Consider the following 14,536-nt stretch of genomic DNA (forward strand, 5'->3'; position numbering starts at 1 on the left):
CTCCTGGTGAATCTTCGGGCACTGCCTGGAGCCGGCCAGCGGCCGGCGTTACCGGGGTGTTGGGTCCATGAGGAGCCGGCCAGCGGCCGGCACTACGGCTTTTGCCGGCCTGCCGCTACCTCTACCCGCGGGCGGGGGTGGTCGTGCAACTGCATGAACCGCTCCGGGTCGACCGGGCGGCCGAGCAGGTAGCCCTGCAGGTAGTCGCAGCCCAGCCGTTCCAGGTAGGCACGCTGGCCGGCGGTTTCCACCCCTTCGGCGACGATGTCCATGTCCAGGGCGTGGCCCAGGGCGACGATGGCCGAGACGATCACCACGTCTTCGGAGCTGTTTTCCAGGTCACGCACAAAGGCGTGGTCGATCTTGATTTCGGTGGCCGGCAGGCGCTTGAGATACAGCAGGCTGGAATAGCCGGTGCCGAAGTCGTCGATGGAAATGCCCACACCCAGGCTGGCCATGGCCTGCAGCAGCTTCAGGCTGGCCTCGGTGTCGCGCATCACCGTGCTTTCGGTGATCTCCAGTACCAGCCGGCGCGGCTCCAGGCGATGGGCCTTGAGTACGTCGCGCACTTCCTGCAGCAGGTGCGGGGCGCTGAACTGGATCGGCGACAGATTCACCGATACGGTCCAGCTGTCATGGCCGGCATCCTGCCATTGGCGCAGCTGGCGGCAGGCTTCGTCCAGCGCCCAGCGGCCGATGTCGTTGATCACCCCGCTGCGTTCGGCCAGGCGGATGAAGCGGTCCGGCGGAATCAGGCCCTGCTGCGGGTGGCGCCAGCGGATCAGGGCTTCGGCACCGCTGACGCCCTGGCCGGCCACGCGGATCTTGGGCTGGTAGTGCAGGAACAACTGCTCGGTGCCGATCGCGCGGCGCAGGTCGGCCAGCAGCTGGAACTGCTGCTCGGCGCTGTCGTTCATCCAGTCGGCGAACACCGCATACGCATTGCGGCCGGCTTCCTTGGCCTGGTACATGGCCGCGTCGGCAAAGCCCATCAGCTGGCGTTCGCTGGCGGCATGGTCGGGGCAGATGGCGATGCCGATGCTGGCGGTGACCTGCAGGTCGTGGTCGGGCAGCAGCGGGCCGCCGCCAACGGCCTGGATGATGCGGCTGGCCAGGGTGGCGATGTCTTCATCGTTGTCGATGCGCACCACCAGCACGAACTCGTCGCCACCCAGCCGCGCCAGCACGTCGCTGGGGCGCAGCAGCTGGCGGGTGCGGTCGGCCACGGCCACCAGCAGCGCGTCGCCGGTCTGGTGGCCGTAGGCATCGTTGACCTGTTTGAAGCCGTCCAGGTCCATGAACATCACCGCAAAACGCCGGCCGCGCTGTTCGGCGTCGGCCAGCGCCTGTTCGATGTGCTGCTGCAGCAGCCGGCGGTTGGGCAGGCGGGTCAGCGGGTCGTGCAGGGCAGCCTGGGTGAGTTCGGCCTGGGCATCGTCGAGCGAGGTGCGCAGGCGTTCATTGCGCAGGCGCAACAGCTGCGCCTGCATGCGCTGGTCCAGCCACGACACGATCAGCACCACGGCGAGGATGGCCAGGGTGAGCACCAGCACGGTCGCGGCCAGCCAGTGGGTCTGCAGGCCAGCGGCGCCGGCCGCGCCGCAGACGCTGTCGGCCGGAAACCGTGCGGCGGCCATGCCGGTGTAGTGCATGCCGACAATCGCCGTGCCCAGCACCACCGCCGGCAGCACGCGGTGGCGCAGCCGGCGCTGGCTCAGGCGCAGCCGGAAGGCCACGAACAGGGCCACCCAGGAGGCGGCCACCGCGATCAGCAGCGACAGCGTGAACCAGCCGGGGTGGTAGTCGATGCCCGGCTGCATGCGCAGCGCGGCCATGCCCAGGTAATGCATCGAGGCGATGCCGCTGCCCATCAGCAGCGCGCCCAGCGCCAGCCGCGAATGCGGCAGGGTCGGCCGCGACACCAGCCACAGCGCGAAGATCGAAGACGCCATCGCGGCCAGCAGCGACACGCCGGTCCAGCCCAGGTCGTAGCCCAGCGGGATGGGCAGGCGGAAGGCGAGCATGCCGATGAAATGCATCGACCAGATGCCCAGGCCCATCGCGCAACCGCCGCCGAACAACCACAGTGCGCTCAGTCGCGGCGTGGGCGCGGTGGTGACCCGGTTGGCCATGTCCAGTGCGGTGAACGAGGCGAGCATGGCCACCAGCAGCGAAACCACCACCAACGACGGGGCATAGCTGCCGATGAGCATCGATGACTCTCCCTGGTCTGCACATCTGCGTGGGTGTAGGGGCGATGGCGCAGGCATGCCCAGGCAGGGCTGCCACCCACCGACACCGGTACACCGTGCGGTGCCCACAGCCTACCGCCAGTGCCGGGGGGGCTAGCAAGGGGTAAACGAGATTATTTGGTGGTAGCCCGTAAATCAGTGGGTCACGCCGTCGGCGGCCTGGAAGGCGGCATCGAACAGGCGCTGTACCGGCGGGCCCATTTCCCCGGCCAGCACGGTGAGCAGGAACAGGCCCAGCAGCAGCGCCACCGGCAGGCCGAGCTGGATCGGGTTCAGTGCCGGCGCGGCGCGGGCCAGTACGCCGAAGGCCAGGTTCACCGCCAGCATCGCCACCGTCAGCGGCAGGGCAAGCCCGAGCGCGCCGCGGAATACCTGCAGCACGAAGGTGGGCGCGGCGCTGAGGAAGCCGTCGATATCGGGCAGCTGCGCGCCGATCGGCACCGCCTTGTAGCTGTCCATCACCAGCGCGATCACCGCCAGGTGGCCGTTGCTGGCGAAAAACAGCAGCCCGAACAGCAGGTAGAACCACTGCCCGATCACCCCCGAGCTGCCGCCGCGCAACGGGTCGCTCATCTGCGCGAAGGCCAGGCCGGTGCCCTGGGCCACCAGCTCGCCGGCCATCGCGCCGGCCTCGAATACCAGCCGCAGCAGGAACCCGATCGACACGCCGATGGCCAGTTCGCGGGCAATGCTCAACACCGTGGCCGCATCGAAACCGGTCCAGGCCGGCACCGGCGGCAGCAGTGGCGACAGGGCGATCGCCAGGGCACCGGCCAGCATCACCCGCACCCGCGAGGGCACCGCGCGGGTGCCGATCAGCGGCATGGCCATGAGCATCGCGCCGATGCGCAGCATGGTCCACAGGATGGTGCCGATCATGCCGAAGGCCTGCAGGCCATCGGCGGCCATCTGGGTGGCGGAATCCATCAGGGCGCCTCGCGCTAGCCGATCAGGTGCGGAATGCGCTGGAACAGCAGCGTGGTGTATTCGACCAGGTGGCCGATCAGCAGGCTGCCCAGCGCGAACAACACCGCGGTCAACGCCGCCGCCTTGGCCACGAAGGCGATGGTCGGTTCGTTGAGCTGGGTGGCGGCCTGCACCACGCCCACCACCACGCCGACGATCAGCACGGTCAGCAGCAGCGGGCCGGCCACCCACAGCACGGTGATCAGGCCGCCACGCAGTTCAGTCAAAGCAAGTTCTGGAGTCATAAGAGGTCACTACGTACGTTGAGGTGAGGTGCGCCGGGCGCCTGTGGCGGTGTGGCCCTCTACACCGCGTTGAAGCTGGCGGCCAGCGTGCCGACCACCAGCACCCAGCCGTCGACCAGCACGAACAGCAGGATCTTGAACGGGGCCGAGACCAGCATCGGCGAGAGCATCATCATGCCCATCGACATCAGCACGCTGGCCACCACCAGGTCGATGATCACGAACGGGATGAAGATCAGGAAGCCGATTTCGAAAGCGGTCTTCAGTTCGCTGGTGACGAAGGAGGCCACCAGCACCGGGAACGGCACCGCGTCGGGGCTGGCATAGGTGCCGTGCCCGGCCATGCCGGCGAAGGTCATCAGGTCGGTTTCGCGGATCTGCGCCAGCATGAAGGCGCGCAGCGGCTGGGTGGTCAGCGTCCAGGCGGTCTGGAAGTCGATCTGGCCATCGAGGTAGGGCGCCATGCCGGCGCCCCAGGCCTTCTGCCACACCGGCAGCATCACCATCGCGGTCAGGAACAGGGCCAGGCCCAGCAGCACCTGGTTGGACGGGGTCTGGCCGGTGCCCAGCGCCTGGCGCAGCAGGCCCAGCACGATGATGATGCGGGTGAAGGCGGTCAGCACCAGCAGCATCGAGGGGATCAGGGTGATCGCCGTCATCAGCAGCAGGGTCTGCAGCGGCAGGCTGACCGGCGCGCCGCCGATCTTGCCCACGGTCACATCCGGCAGCGACGGGGTGGCGGGCAGGCCGGGCGCGGCCATGGCCAGCGCCGGCAATGCGCACAGCAGCAGGGCCAGCAGCAACGGCGGGTAACGGCTCCAGGAAACGGTCGGGCCACGCATGATCAGGGTTCCTTGCGCAGCCGCTGTTGCAGCAGCTGGGCGAAATTGGGCAGGTGTTTGAAGTCCGGCAGGCGTGCCGGCGCCGGCGCGGGCAGTGGCTCGGGCAGCTGGTGCAGGGTGCGGATGCCGCCGGCGGTGACGCCCAGCAGCAGCTGCTCGCCGTTGACCTCCACCACCACCACCCGTTCCTTGGCGCCGACGGTGAGGCTGGCCACCACCCGCAGCCCTTCGGCCGGGCGGAAGCCGCTGCCGGGCATGCGCTTGAGCAGCCAGCCCAGGCCGACGATCAGCGCCAGCACCGCCAGCAGCGCCAACACCGCGCCGAACATGCTCGGCGCGGCGGCGGCATGCTGGCCGACCTTGACCGCCGGTGCGCCGGCGGCGATGAGCAGCGATGCGATCAACGCAGTCTCCGGATCCGTTCGCTGGGGCTGACCACGTCGGTCAGGCGCACGCCGAAGCGGTCGTTGATCACCACCACCTCGCCATGGGCGATCAGGGTGCCGTTGACGAACACGTCCAGCGATTCGCCGGCGCCGCGTTCCAGTTCCACCACCGAGCCCTGGTTGAGCTGCAGCAGGTTGCGGATCGGCAGGCGGGCGCGGCCCACTTCCAGCGACAGCGTGACCGGTACATCCAGGATCACGTCCAGGTTCAGCTCCGGGCCCGCGCTGATGTCGTCGGACTGCAGGGTGGTGAACTGCGCCGGTGCCGGTTCATTGGATAGGATGTCGTTCATTGCGGGTCTTCCTGGATAACGGGAACACGCGGGCGGGTGCCCGGCGGATGGGTGGCGGTGATCTTCACGGCGTTCATGCCGTTGGCGACGCCGAACTGGCCGGTGAACACCGGGATGTTCTCCACGCACAGCGGCACCTGCGGCGGCAGGTCGATCGGCAGGATGTCGCCGACCTTCAGGTTGGTCAGCTCGCGCAGGCTCATGCGCTTGCTGGCCAGTACGCTGGACAGGGTGACCTCGGCGATGTTGAGCTGTTCGCGCAGCATCGTGCCCCAGCTTTCGTCGCGGTCGTTGCGGTCGCTCTGGATGCCGGCGTCGAGCAGCTCGCGGATCGGCTCGAGCATCGAGTAGGGCAGGGTGACGTGGATGTCGCCGCCACCGCCGTCCAGTTCCACGTGCAGGCGGCAGACCACCACGTACTCGCGCGGGGTGACGATGTTGGCGAAGTGCGGGTTGATTTCCGAGTTGATGTATTCCAGCTCCACGTCCATCACCGGCGCCCAGGCTTCGCGCAGGTCGGCGAAGGTCTGCTTGAGCAGCAGGTGGATCACCCGCATTTCGGTGGGGGTGAATTCGCGGCCTTCGATGCGGGTCGGGTAGCGCCCGTCGCCGCCGAAGAAGTTGTCCACGATGGCAAACACCAGGGTCGGCTCGAACACGATCAGCCCGGTGCCGCGCAGCGGCTTGAAGCGGATCAGGTTGAGGTTGGTGGGCACATACAGCGAGTGCATGTAGTCGTTGAACTTGATCAGCTCGATGCCGCGCACCGACAGTTCGGCCGAGCGCCGGATCAGGTTGAACAGGCCGATCCGCCACAGCCGGGCGAAACGCTCGTTGACCATTTCCAGGGTCGGCATGCGCCCGCGGATGATGCGGTCCTGGCTGGCGAAGTCGTAGTTGCGCGCTTCGCCGGGGGTGACGGCATCGATCTCGGTTTCGACCGCACCCGAATCCACGCCGTGCAGCAGCGCATCGATTTCGTCCTGGGAGAGCAGGTCATTCATGGTGTGCCCTTACTGGGTGACGAAGCTGGTGAACAGCAGTTCGTCGGCGCCGGGCTTGCCGGTCTCGGCCTTGAGCAGCTTCTGCACTTCGGCCAGCGAGTCGGCCTGCAGGCGTTCCTTGCCGGCGCGGTCGGCGATCTGGCCCGGCTGGACCTGCGAGAACAGCATCAGCAGCTTGGCGCGGATGGCCGGGGCGTGCAGCTTGATGCTCTCCAGCGCGGCCGGGTCGCGGGTCATCAGCTGCACTTCCACCTGCAGGTAGCGCGGGCCGTCGAGGCTGCTGTTGAGGTTGACCACGAACGGCGGTTCCAGCCCGAAGTACTGCGCCGGTGCCGGCACGGCCTTGGACGCGGCCGGCTTGGCCGGGGCCTTGTCGTGCTGGGAGGACGTGGCGAAATACCACGCACCGCCACCGGCGGCGCCGGCGGCGAGCACGGCCACCAGGGCAGTGACCAGCAAGGGGCTGCGCGGTTTGGCGGCCTTGTCCTTGTCGGCGGGTTTCTTGGTTTTGTCGGCGGCTGCGGCCACTAGGGGAAGCTCCATTGGATTGCTTCCTGGCTACATGCAAAGGGCGTGCCGAACCACGACGGTTTCTCGTTGCCGGAAATTTGACGGCGAAGGCGACGCCGGAACTCGGCAGTCAGTGGGATGCCGGGCCTTGCCCGGCAGCGTCATGCGCTCAGGCGAACAGCCGGTGGCCAGCGATCCTCTGGTTTGGCGGGACGGTGCGGGTTTGCGGGGGACGCCGTGAACCCATCCATGGGGGCTTGGTCGCCGCATCCATGCGGCTCACACCCCCGCAAACCCGCCCCGACCCGCCTTTGACGGTGTGCCGTTGCCACGGGAGAGCAATAGCACGCTGAAACCACCATGCTTCGGACTCGCTAGGCGAGTCTGCTCTTCCTATGAGGACCGATCCCGCAAACCCGCACCGGACGGCCCAGTTCGGGGCATGCCATCAACCAGCGGCTGTTAGCCTGAATGCATGAAGCCGCTGGCAACGGCCAGCGGCCCTGGTGGTCCTTCGCAGGATCAGGCGTACGCATCCACCAAACCGCGCTGGCGCATCAGCTGCGACGGCGAGACGGTGACGTCGGCCAGCGCCGGGTCCGCGTCGGTGCCGGCCTGGCCGGCCCGGCCGCTGCCGGCCTTGCCGTCCTGGGCGGTGTGCTGCTGGCCCACGTCGGCATTGCCGAGCTGGAAGCCCTGTTCGCCCAGCAGTTCACGCAGGCGCGGCAGGCTGGTTTCCAGCGCGTGGCGGACCTCGGCATGGGCGCTGCTGAAGCTGGCGTGGACCTTGTCGCCGTCCATCTGCAGGCGCACTTCGATCTGACCCAGGTCATGCGGGGTGACCTTGATGACCGCATGGCCGATCTTCTGGTCGGCCAGCCAGCCGATGCGCGCGCCGATGGCGTCGTCGAAATCATCGCCGCCCACCTGTACCGGCGCGGTCGGGTCGCCGCTGAACGGTGCCGCTGCGGCGGCCGTCTTCAGCTCGGCCACGCTGTGCAGGGCGTGCAGCAGCGGGGGGGCGGGAGCATCGGCATCGCCACCTGCGCCGGCGATGGCGTCGGTCACGGCCTGGGGCAGAACGGTGTCGGGGCCAGCCTCGGCGTCCAGCGGCAGGGCGATCGGCGCGGTTGCCGTGCCGGTCGCCGTGGCTGCCGTGCCGGGCAGGCCGGCCGGCGCATTCGGGGCGGCGGCTACGGCCGTCGGCAACGCCGGCAACCGTGGATCTGCCTTGGCCGTTGCCGGTGCATCGGCATTGGCGGCGGGTGCGGCCATCACGGTCACCGCTTCCAGCCCGGCCAGGGCCAGCCCGGCCAGGCCCAGCGGCGGCCACGGCGCGGCGTCGCTGTCGTCGGCCGGCTCGCCAGGGGCGGGCTTGTCGGTGGTGGCGCCAGCGGGCGTGGTGGCGGGGTCGCCGGCCGGCGCCGGTTCGCTGCTGTCGGGGCGGGGTGGGCCGTCGTCGGCCGCGGGGCTGCCGCCGTCGGCAGGCGCGGTGGCGGTGGCAGGCTTGGGCGCGGCGGTGTTGCTGCCGGTGTCGGCCTTGAGCAACGCGTCAAAGTCCCGACGGTCGCTGCCGCCGCCAGCGCTGCGTGGGCCGGCGCCGGGCGTGCCGGCGCCGCCGGTGGAAGCCGGGGCGCTGCTGCCCAGCAGGGTGGGGGGCATCACGGGGTCTCTCCGCTGTCGGTGTCTTCGTTGCGGGCCAGGCGGCTGCGGCGCGCGCCCAGGTCGTCCATCTCGCGCTGGTCGCGGCGGTCGGTGACCACCTTTTCCTGCGCGCGGTAGCTGGCCGCCAACTGCTCCAGCACCGCCTTGTCGCGGCTGGCCAGGATCAAGCGGGCGCGTTCGGCGTCGACCTTTTCGCGGTTGTGGTCCACGGTCTGGCGCTGCTGGGCCACCGCACTGTCCAGGCGGTCCAGGAACGCGCGGCGGTTGAGCAGCTGGGCCGGGCTGGTGGCGGCCAGCTGCGCGTTGGCGTATTCCTCGGCGTAGCGGCGCAGTTCGTCCAGGCGCGACAGATGGGTGTCCAGCGCACTCTGACGTTCGGCCAGGTCGCGCGCCACCTCGTCTTCGTGGTCCTGGGCACGCTTGAGCAATGGGTCGAATCGCTTGGATTGCATCATGGCTTAGCTCTCTGGTTCCACCAGGCGCTTGAGTGCGGCCTGGCTGTGCGGCAGGTCGGCGGCCTTGCCAACGTCCTGGCCGAGGAATTCAACGATGTCCGACCAGCGTTCCAGTGCTTCGTCGGTGGCCGGGTCATTGCCGCGCTGGTAGGCGCCGATCGCGATCAGGTCGCGGTTGGACGAGTACGCCGAGACCAGCCGCTTGAGTTTGCGGATGCGCAGCCGCCACGGTTCGTCGGCGATTTCGGTGACCACCCGGCTGACCGACGATTCCACGTCGATGGCCGGGTACAGGCCGCTGTCGGCGACCCGCCGCGAGAGCAGGATATGGCCATCGAGGATGGCGCGCGCCGCATCGGCGATCGGGTCCTGCGGGTCGTCGCCTTCGGTCAGCACGGTGTAGAAGGCGGTGATGGAACCGCGGCCCTTGGCGCCGTTGCCGGCGCGCTCGACCAGCGCCGGCAGCTTGGCGAACACCGACGGCGGGTAGCCGCGGGTGGTGGGCGGCTCGCCGACCGACAGGCCGATTTCGCGCTGGGCCTGGGCAAAGCGGGTCAGCGAGTCCATCAGCAGCAGCACGTTCAGGCCCTGGTCGCGGAACCATTCGGCAATGGCGGTGGCGCGGTAGGCGCCGTGCAGGCGCGCCAGCGGCGGCCGGTCGGCCGGACTGGCCACCACCACCGCACGGCGCAGGCCTTCCTCGCCCAGGGTGCTTTCGACGAAGTCGCGCACTTCGCGGCCACGTTCGCCGATCAGGCCGACCACGATCACATCGGCGGCGGTGTAGCGGGTCATCATGCCCAGCAGGGTGGACTTGCCCACGCCCGAGCCGGCGAACAGGCCCACGCGCTGGCCGCGGCCGATCGGCAGCAGCGCGTTGATCGCGCGCACGCCCACATCCAGCGGCTGGGTGATGGGTTCGCGCGCCAGCGGGTTGATCGATACCCCGGCCATGCTCACCGTGCCTTCGGCGCGGATCGGGCCCTTGCCGTCCAGCGGCACGCCATCGCTGTCGATGACCCGGCCGAGCAGGCCTTCGCCCACTTCCACGCCGCCGCGCCCCAGGACCGGAATCACCCGTGCATTGGGCAGCAGGCCATGCAGTTCGGCGCTGGGCATCAGGTAGGTGCGTTCGCCGGCGAAGCCGACCACTTCGGCATCGACCCAGCCGCCATCGGCCACTTCGACCTTGCAGCTGGCGCCCATCGGCGATTCGCAGCCGACCGCTTCCAGGGTCAGGCCGACCGCACGGCGCAGCACGCCTTCGCGGATCAGCCCACGGCCATGGGCGCCGTCGGGCTGGATGCCGTCCAGGCGGGCGGCCAGGCGCAGGTTGCGCGCGGCGGCCCAGTCGGCGGCGGGCGGGCTCACCGGTTCGGTATTCATGCGCTGGCTCCGGATTTGCGCAGCACCGCGTCCAGCGCGCCACGCAGGCGCGCCTCCAGGGTGCCGTCGATGCGTACTGCCTCGGCATGCACGCGCAGGTCGCCCCGGCTCAGGCTGAGGTCGGCGCTCAGGCGCTGGTTGGCCGACAGCTGCAGCAACGGGGTGAGCGCGGCGATATCGTCCGGATGCAGGCGCACCTCGACCTCGCGGTTGGCACCGCCGACCGCATCCACCGCTTCATCCACCAGCTGCGCCAGCAGCGCCGGGTCGGCTTGGTAGGCGCGGCCGACCAGGGTGCCGGCGATGCGCACGGCCAGTTCGCCGAGCGCGGCCACCACTTCGTTTTCCAGCCGTACCAGCGGCCGGCCGAAGTTGTCCAGGATGCCCTCGATCTGCGCGATCAGGCGGCGCACTTCGGCCTGGCCCTGGGCCAGACCATCGGCGTGGCCCTGCTCGAAGCCGTCCTTTTCGGCGCTTTCCTGGATTGCCTGGATCTCTTCCAGGGTCGGCAGTTGCAGCAACGGTTCCGGCTCGTGTTCCGGATCCGGGTCGGTGAGTTCGAACTGCTCGTCCTGCGGCGGTTCGGGCACCGCCAGCAGGTCCGGGGCAAGCCAGCGCACGGCGTTGTTCACAGCATCGCCTCCGCGTTGCCGCCGATGGTGACGGTGCCTTCATCGGCCATGCGCTTGACGATGGCCAGGATCTCGCGCTGGGCCACTTCCACGTCCGACAGCCGCACCGGGCCACGCGCTTCCATGTCCTCGAGCAGGATTTCGGCGGCGCGCTGGGACATGTTGCGGGTGATCTTGTCGCGCACCTTGATGTCGGCCCCGCGCAGGGCCAGGCCCAGCCGTTCGCCGCTGACTTCGCGCAGTACCAGCTGCAGTTCGCGGTCCTCCAGGTCGACCAGGTCGTCGAACACGAACATCAGGTCCTGGATGCGGGTGCTCAGCGGTGCGTCGATGCGGGCGATTTCGCCCAGGATCGCCTGGTCCTGGCCGCTGTCCATGAAGTTGAGGATGTTGGCCGCGCACTGCACGCCGCCGATGTTGGACGACTTCAGGTTCTGGTTGCCGGCGAACTGGCGCTCCATGATCTCGTTGAGTTCGTTGAGCGCGTTGGGCGGGATGCCGTCCAGGGTGGCGATGCGCAGCAGCACGTCCACCCGGGTGCGTTCGGGCAGCAGCTTGAGCGCGTCGGCGGCCTGGTCGGTTTCCAGGTGGGCCATGACGATGGCGATGATCTGCGGGTGTTCGTTGCGCACCAGGTCGGCCACCGCGCGCGGGTCCATCCACTTCAGCGCATCCAGGCCGGTGGTGTTGCGCCCGAGCAGGATGCGGTCGATCAGGTTGCCGGCCTTCTCGCTGCCCAGCGCCTGCACCAGCATGTTGCGGATGTAGTCGTCCGAGCCCACCCCGAGCGAGGTCTTGGAACCCAGTTCGGCACTGAACTGGTCCATGACCCATTCGACCTGGTCGCGGGTGATGTCGGTCATGGTCGCCATGGCGATGCCGATCTTCTGTACTTCCTTGGGTTCCATGTGGCGCAGCACTTCGGCCGCGTCCAGTTCGCCCAGCGACAGCAGCAGCACGGCAGCGCGCTGCACGCCGGTCAGCGGTGGGATTGCATCAGTCATTGGCCACCCAGCCCTTGACCACCTGGGCCACGCGCTTGGAATCGGTCTTTACAGCTTCACGCGCCATGCGCAGTCGTTCCTCGTAGGAGTCCACCGGCAGCGCCAGCGGTTCATGCCCGGCCGCATGCAGGCGGTCGCTGCCCAGTACCGGCAGGCCTTCGCCGTCATCGACCAGCTGTACGTCGGCGGTGTGCGGTTCCAGTGCCTGGTCGCTGTCCTTCCTGTTCTGGCCGGTGATCGAGCGCAGCGCCGGGCGCAGTACGCCAAACACCAGGGCCAGCACCACGATCGCGCCGAGCAGCAGACGCAGGCCGTCCTGCACCTGGGGCAGCTCCCACCATTTGGGACCTTCGACCGGCACGACCTCACGCACGAACGGGGCGTTCATCACCGACACCGTGTCGCCACGCTCGGCGTTGAAGCCGACCGCCTGCTTGACCAGGGCTTCGACCCGGGTCAGTTCGGCCGCCGACAGCGCCTGCTCGGTGCTCTTGCCGTTGGCGCCGGCGCGCGGCACGTTGTCCACCAGCACCGCCACCGAGACCCGCTTGATCCGGCCGGCCGGTTGCCGGGTGTGCTGCAGGGTGCGGTCCAGCTCGTAGTTGCGGGTGGCGTTCTTGGCCGTTTCGGTCGGCGCCGCGGCGGTGGCCGGCGCGGCGGCCGGGCCGGGCGGGGTGTTGCTGGCGGCACCGGGCACGCCCTGCGGGCCGGGGGTGCTGGTGCTGTTTTCGCTCATCTGCTCGCTGCGCAGCTTCTGCGGCTCGCCGTTGTAGAGCTCGCGGGCTTCCTCGACCACCGAGAAATCCATGTCCACGCTGGTTTCCGGGTTGACCCGGCCCGGGCCGGTCATCGGTTCGAGCAGTTCGCGGATGCGCTGGTTGAACGAGGTTTCCTGGCGGCGCACCTGTTCGAACTGGGCGGCATTCATCGCCGCATCGCTGTTGGGGTCGGACACGCTGAGCATGCGCCCGCTCTGGTCGACCACGGTGACCCGTTCCGGCGCCAGGTCGGGGATGCTGGCGGCGACCATGTGCACGATCGCATCGATCTGGCCGCGCTCGAGCTGCTGGCCACCGCGCAGTTCCAGCACCACCGAGGCGCTGGCCACGTCGCGCTGGCGGGTGAACGCGCTGGGCTTGGGAATGGCCAGGTGCACGCGCGAATCGCGGACCGGGCGCAGGGTGTTGATGGTGCGCGACAGTTCGGTCTCCAGCGAATGCTGGTAGCGCGCGTTCTCCATGAACTGGCTGACCCCGAAGCCGGGGTCGCGCTCCATCAGTTCAAAACCGAGCCGGCCGCTGTCGGTCAGCCCGGAGCCGGCCAGTTTCAGCCGTGCATCGTGCAGGTTCTTTTCCGGCACGGTGATGCCGCCGGTGGCCGGGTCCAGTTCGAACGGAATCTGCGCGGTGCGCAGCAGGTCGGTGGCCTCGGCGGTGGCCTTCTGGTCCAGCCCGGTGTACAGCGGCACCATGCCCGGCTTCTGCGACCAGAAGAACACGAACAGCCCCGCCGCCACGGCCACGGCGATCATCGCCATCATGCCGAGCCGACGGGTGATCTGCAGACTTTGCAACCGGTCGAACCACTGGCCGGCCTTTTCGGCGTTCAGCGATTCCTTGGAAAGCGACAGGGCCATGCGTTTCTATCCTTGCGACAGCGCGCTTTACAGCGGCATGTTCATCACGTCCTGGTAAGCCTGGACGAGACGGTTGCGGACTTCCACGGTGGCGCGGAAGGCGATCTGGGACTGCTGCGAGGCGACCATCACCTTGGCCAGGTCGGCACCGGGTTCACCCAGTTCGAAGGCCTTGGCCAGCGCGCCGGACTTGTGCTGGGCCTCGTTGACGCCGGCGATGGCGCCACGCAGGGTTTCGGTGAAGCTGGGGCCCTGGACTTCCTGGGGGGAGACCAGGCCCTGGATGGCATTGCTCTTCGGCGCCTCGGTCAGCGGGCTGACGGCGGACTGCCCCATCTGGGTCTGGAGGGTGCGGATCTGGGAAAGGACGGAGGTGACGGAGTGCGACATCTGGAACGTTCCGTAAGCTGGGATGGGGGATACAGGTGAAGACGTTGCAAGTGGCGTGCCGAAACCGCTGCATGGTTCAGCATGGTGGTGGTGAACGGATTTCCGTCGCGGCGGTGCCCGCGCCGGGTGGGGCCGGGCCAAGGTGATGGGGATGGCGCGGACGGTGACGGATAGCCGGCGTCAGAAAACCAGCGGGGCGCTGAATCTCCCGTCGCGTTCCGCCCTGGTAGGGTCGGTTCCCAAGCGACTGCCGATGAACCGTGCCATGCCATTGCACGCATGACCTGGGATCGAAAAGACGCCGTTCCCGTTGTTGGTCATGGCGCCATCGAACGGTGGGGGTGCCATGGCAGTCGTTTGGGAACCGACCCTACCGGCGTGGGATTGCGATGGGTGCCGGCCAGTGCCAGACGACGGTCGGAAATCCGCCCCGTCGCGTTGGCCCGCGTTGGTAGGGTCGGTTCCCAAACGACTGCCGATGAACCGTGCCATGCCATTGCACGCATGAACCGTGATCGAAAAAGCGCCTCCCCGTTGTTGGTCATGGCGCCATCGAACGGTGGGGGTGCCATGGCAGTCGTTTGGGAACCGACCCTACCGGGGTGGGATTGCGATGGGTGCCGGCCAGTGCCGGACGATGGCCGGAAATCCGACCCGTCGCGTTGGCCCGCTTGGTAGGGTCGGTTCCCAAACGACTGCCGATGAACCGTGCCATGCCGTTGCACGCATGAACCGTGATCGGAAAAGCGCTTCCCCGTTGTTGGTCATGGCGCCATCGAACGGTGGGGGTGCCATGGCAGTCGTTTGGGA

The 14,536-nt window shown here is 68.7% G+C and carries 15 protein-coding genes; all 15 read right to left on the reverse strand.

Annotated elements, in window-relative coordinates; all coding sequences use genetic code 11:
- Positions 1 to 92 precede the first annotated feature (92 nt).
- Positions 93 to 2,213, reverse strand: a complete 2,121-nt coding sequence (locus IC535_RS06415) for a putative bifunctional diguanylate cyclase/phosphodiesterase (protein ID WP_228886906.1) — start codon at positions 2,211 to 2,213, stop codon at positions 93 to 95.
- Between the two features lie 174 nt (positions 2,214 to 2,387).
- Positions 2,388 to 3,179 carry a flagellar biosynthetic protein FliR gene (gene fliR, locus IC535_RS06420; protein WP_228886907.1) on the reverse strand — a complete coding sequence of 264 codons (792 nt, stop codon included), beginning with the start codon at positions 3,177 to 3,179 and terminating at the stop codon, positions 2,388 to 2,390.
- 14 nt (positions 3,180 to 3,193) lie between these two features.
- The gene (locus tag IC535_RS06425) at positions 3,194 to 3,463 is read right to left on the reverse strand and encodes a flagellar biosynthetic protein FliQ (protein WP_017356083.1); all 270 of its coding nucleotides are present in this window, start codon (positions 3,461 to 3,463) and stop codon (positions 3,194 to 3,196) included.
- Between the two features lie 59 nt (positions 3,464 to 3,522).
- Entirely contained in the window at positions 3,523 to 4,305 is a 783-nt protein-coding gene (fliP, locus tag IC535_RS06430; protein ID WP_228886908.1) for a flagellar type III secretion system pore protein FliP, read from the reverse strand.
- Positions 4,306 to 4,307: 2 nt separating this feature from the next.
- Entirely contained in the window at positions 4,308 to 4,709 is a 402-nt protein-coding gene (gene fliO, locus IC535_RS06435; RefSeq protein ID WP_228886909.1) for a flagellar biosynthetic protein FliO, read from the reverse strand.
- Positions 4,706 to 5,044, reverse strand: a complete 339-nt coding sequence (gene fliN, locus IC535_RS06440; RefSeq protein ID WP_228886910.1) for a flagellar motor switch protein FliN — start codon at positions 5,042 to 5,044, stop codon at positions 4,706 to 4,708. Before fliN ends, fliO begins: the two co-directional genes overlap by 4 nt.
- Positions 5,041 to 6,048 (reverse strand): flagellar motor switch protein FliM, encoded by a 1,008-nt coding sequence (gene fliM / locus IC535_RS06445; protein WP_228886911.1) that lies wholly within the window; start codon positions 6,046 to 6,048, stop codon positions 5,041 to 5,043. Before fliM ends, fliN begins: the two co-directional genes overlap by 4 nt.
- Positions 6,049 to 6,057: 9 nt before the next feature.
- Positions 6,058 to 6,591 carry a flagellar basal body-associated FliL family protein gene (locus IC535_RS06450; RefSeq protein WP_228886912.1) on the reverse strand — a complete coding sequence of 178 codons (534 nt, stop codon included), beginning with the start codon at positions 6,589 to 6,591 and terminating at the stop codon, positions 6,058 to 6,060.
- Between the two features lie 489 nt (positions 6,592 to 7,080).
- Entirely contained in the window at positions 7,081 to 8,220 is a 1,140-nt protein-coding gene (locus IC535_RS06455; RefSeq protein WP_228886967.1) for a flagellar hook-length control protein FliK, read from the reverse strand.
- The gene (gene fliJ / locus IC535_RS06460; RefSeq protein ID WP_228886913.1) at positions 8,220 to 8,678 is read right to left on the reverse strand and encodes a flagellar export protein FliJ; all 459 of its coding nucleotides are present in this window, start codon (positions 8,676 to 8,678) and stop codon (positions 8,220 to 8,222) included. Before fliJ ends, IC535_RS06455 begins: the two co-directional genes overlap by 1 nt.
- A 3-nt stretch (positions 8,679 to 8,681) precedes the next feature.
- Positions 8,682 to 10,064, reverse strand: a complete 1,383-nt coding sequence (locus tag IC535_RS06465) for a FliI/YscN family ATPase (RefSeq protein ID WP_228886914.1) — start codon at positions 10,062 to 10,064, stop codon at positions 8,682 to 8,684.
- Positions 10,061 to 10,696 carry a FliH/SctL family protein gene (locus tag IC535_RS06470; protein ID WP_228886915.1) on the reverse strand — a complete coding sequence of 212 codons (636 nt, stop codon included), beginning with the start codon at positions 10,694 to 10,696 and terminating at the stop codon, positions 10,061 to 10,063. Before IC535_RS06470 ends, IC535_RS06465 begins: the two co-directional genes overlap by 4 nt.
- Positions 10,693 to 11,679 carry a flagellar motor switch protein FliG gene (gene fliG / locus IC535_RS06475; RefSeq protein ID WP_228886968.1) on the reverse strand — a complete coding sequence of 329 codons (987 nt, stop codon included), beginning with the start codon at positions 11,677 to 11,679 and terminating at the stop codon, positions 10,693 to 10,695. The genes IC535_RS06470 and fliG overlap by 4 nt, the downstream gene beginning before the upstream one ends.
- Positions 11,680 to 11,692: 13 nt before the next feature.
- Positions 11,693 to 13,336, reverse strand: a complete 1,644-nt coding sequence (gene fliF, locus IC535_RS06480) for a flagellar basal-body MS-ring/collar protein FliF (RefSeq protein WP_228886916.1) — start codon at positions 13,334 to 13,336, stop codon at positions 11,693 to 11,695.
- 27 nt (positions 13,337 to 13,363) lie between these two features.
- Positions 13,364 to 13,726, reverse strand: a complete 363-nt coding sequence (gene fliE / locus IC535_RS06485) for a flagellar hook-basal body complex protein FliE (protein ID WP_228886917.1) — start codon at positions 13,724 to 13,726, stop codon at positions 13,364 to 13,366.
- Between the last annotated feature and the right edge of the window lie 810 nt (positions 13,727 to 14,536).

This window comes from Stenotrophomonas rhizophila, from assembly GCF_020857975.1.
In the GTDB taxonomy this organism is placed as follows: Bacteria; Pseudomonadota; Gammaproteobacteria; order Xanthomonadales; family Xanthomonadaceae; genus Stenotrophomonas; species Stenotrophomonas rhizophila_C.

Bases quoted from the DNA above. Each gene is read 5' to 3' on its own strand.
- fliM (WP_228886911.1), bottom strand. From the start codon at position 6,048: ATGAATGACCTGCTCTCCCAGGACGAAATCGATGCGCTGCTGCACGGC.
- fliN (WP_228886910.1), bottom strand. From the start codon at position 5,044: ATGAACGACATCCTATCCAATGAACCGGCACCGGCGCAGTTCACCACC.
- fliJ (WP_228886913.1), bottom strand. From the start codon at position 8,678: ATGATGCAATCCAAGCGATTCGACCCATTGCTCAAGCGTGCCCAGGAC.
- fliF (WP_228886916.1), bottom strand. From the start codon at position 13,336: ATGGCCCTGTCGCTTTCCAAGGAATCGCTGAACGCCGAAAAGGCCGGC.
- IC535_RS06415 (WP_228886906.1), bottom strand. From the start codon at position 2,213: ATGCTCATCGGCAGCTATGCCCCGTCGTTGGTGGTGGTTTCGCTGCTG.
- IC535_RS06450 (WP_228886912.1), bottom strand. From the start codon at position 6,591: ATGGAGCTTCCCCTAGTGGCCGCAGCCGCCGACAAAACCAAGAAACCC.
- IC535_RS06425 (WP_017356083.1), bottom strand. From the start codon at position 3,463: ATGACTCCAGAACTTGCTTTGACTGAACTGCGTGGCGGCCTGATCACC.
- fliP (WP_228886908.1), bottom strand. From the start codon at position 4,305: ATGCGTGGCCCGACCGTTTCCTGGAGCCGTTACCCGCCGTTGCTGCTG.
- fliE (WP_228886917.1), bottom strand. From the start codon at position 13,726: ATGTCGCACTCCGTCACCTCCGTCCTTTCCCAGATCCGCACCCTCCAG.
- IC535_RS06455 (WP_228886967.1), bottom strand. From the start codon at position 8,220: ATGCCCCCCACCCTGCTGGGCAGCAGCGCCCCGGCTTCCACCGGCGGC.
- IC535_RS06465 (WP_228886914.1), bottom strand. From the start codon at position 10,064: ATGAATACCGAACCGGTGAGCCCGCCCGCCGCCGACTGGGCCGCCGCG.
- fliR (WP_228886907.1), bottom strand. From the start codon at position 3,179: ATGGATTCCGCCACCCAGATGGCCGCCGATGGCCTGCAGGCCTTCGGC.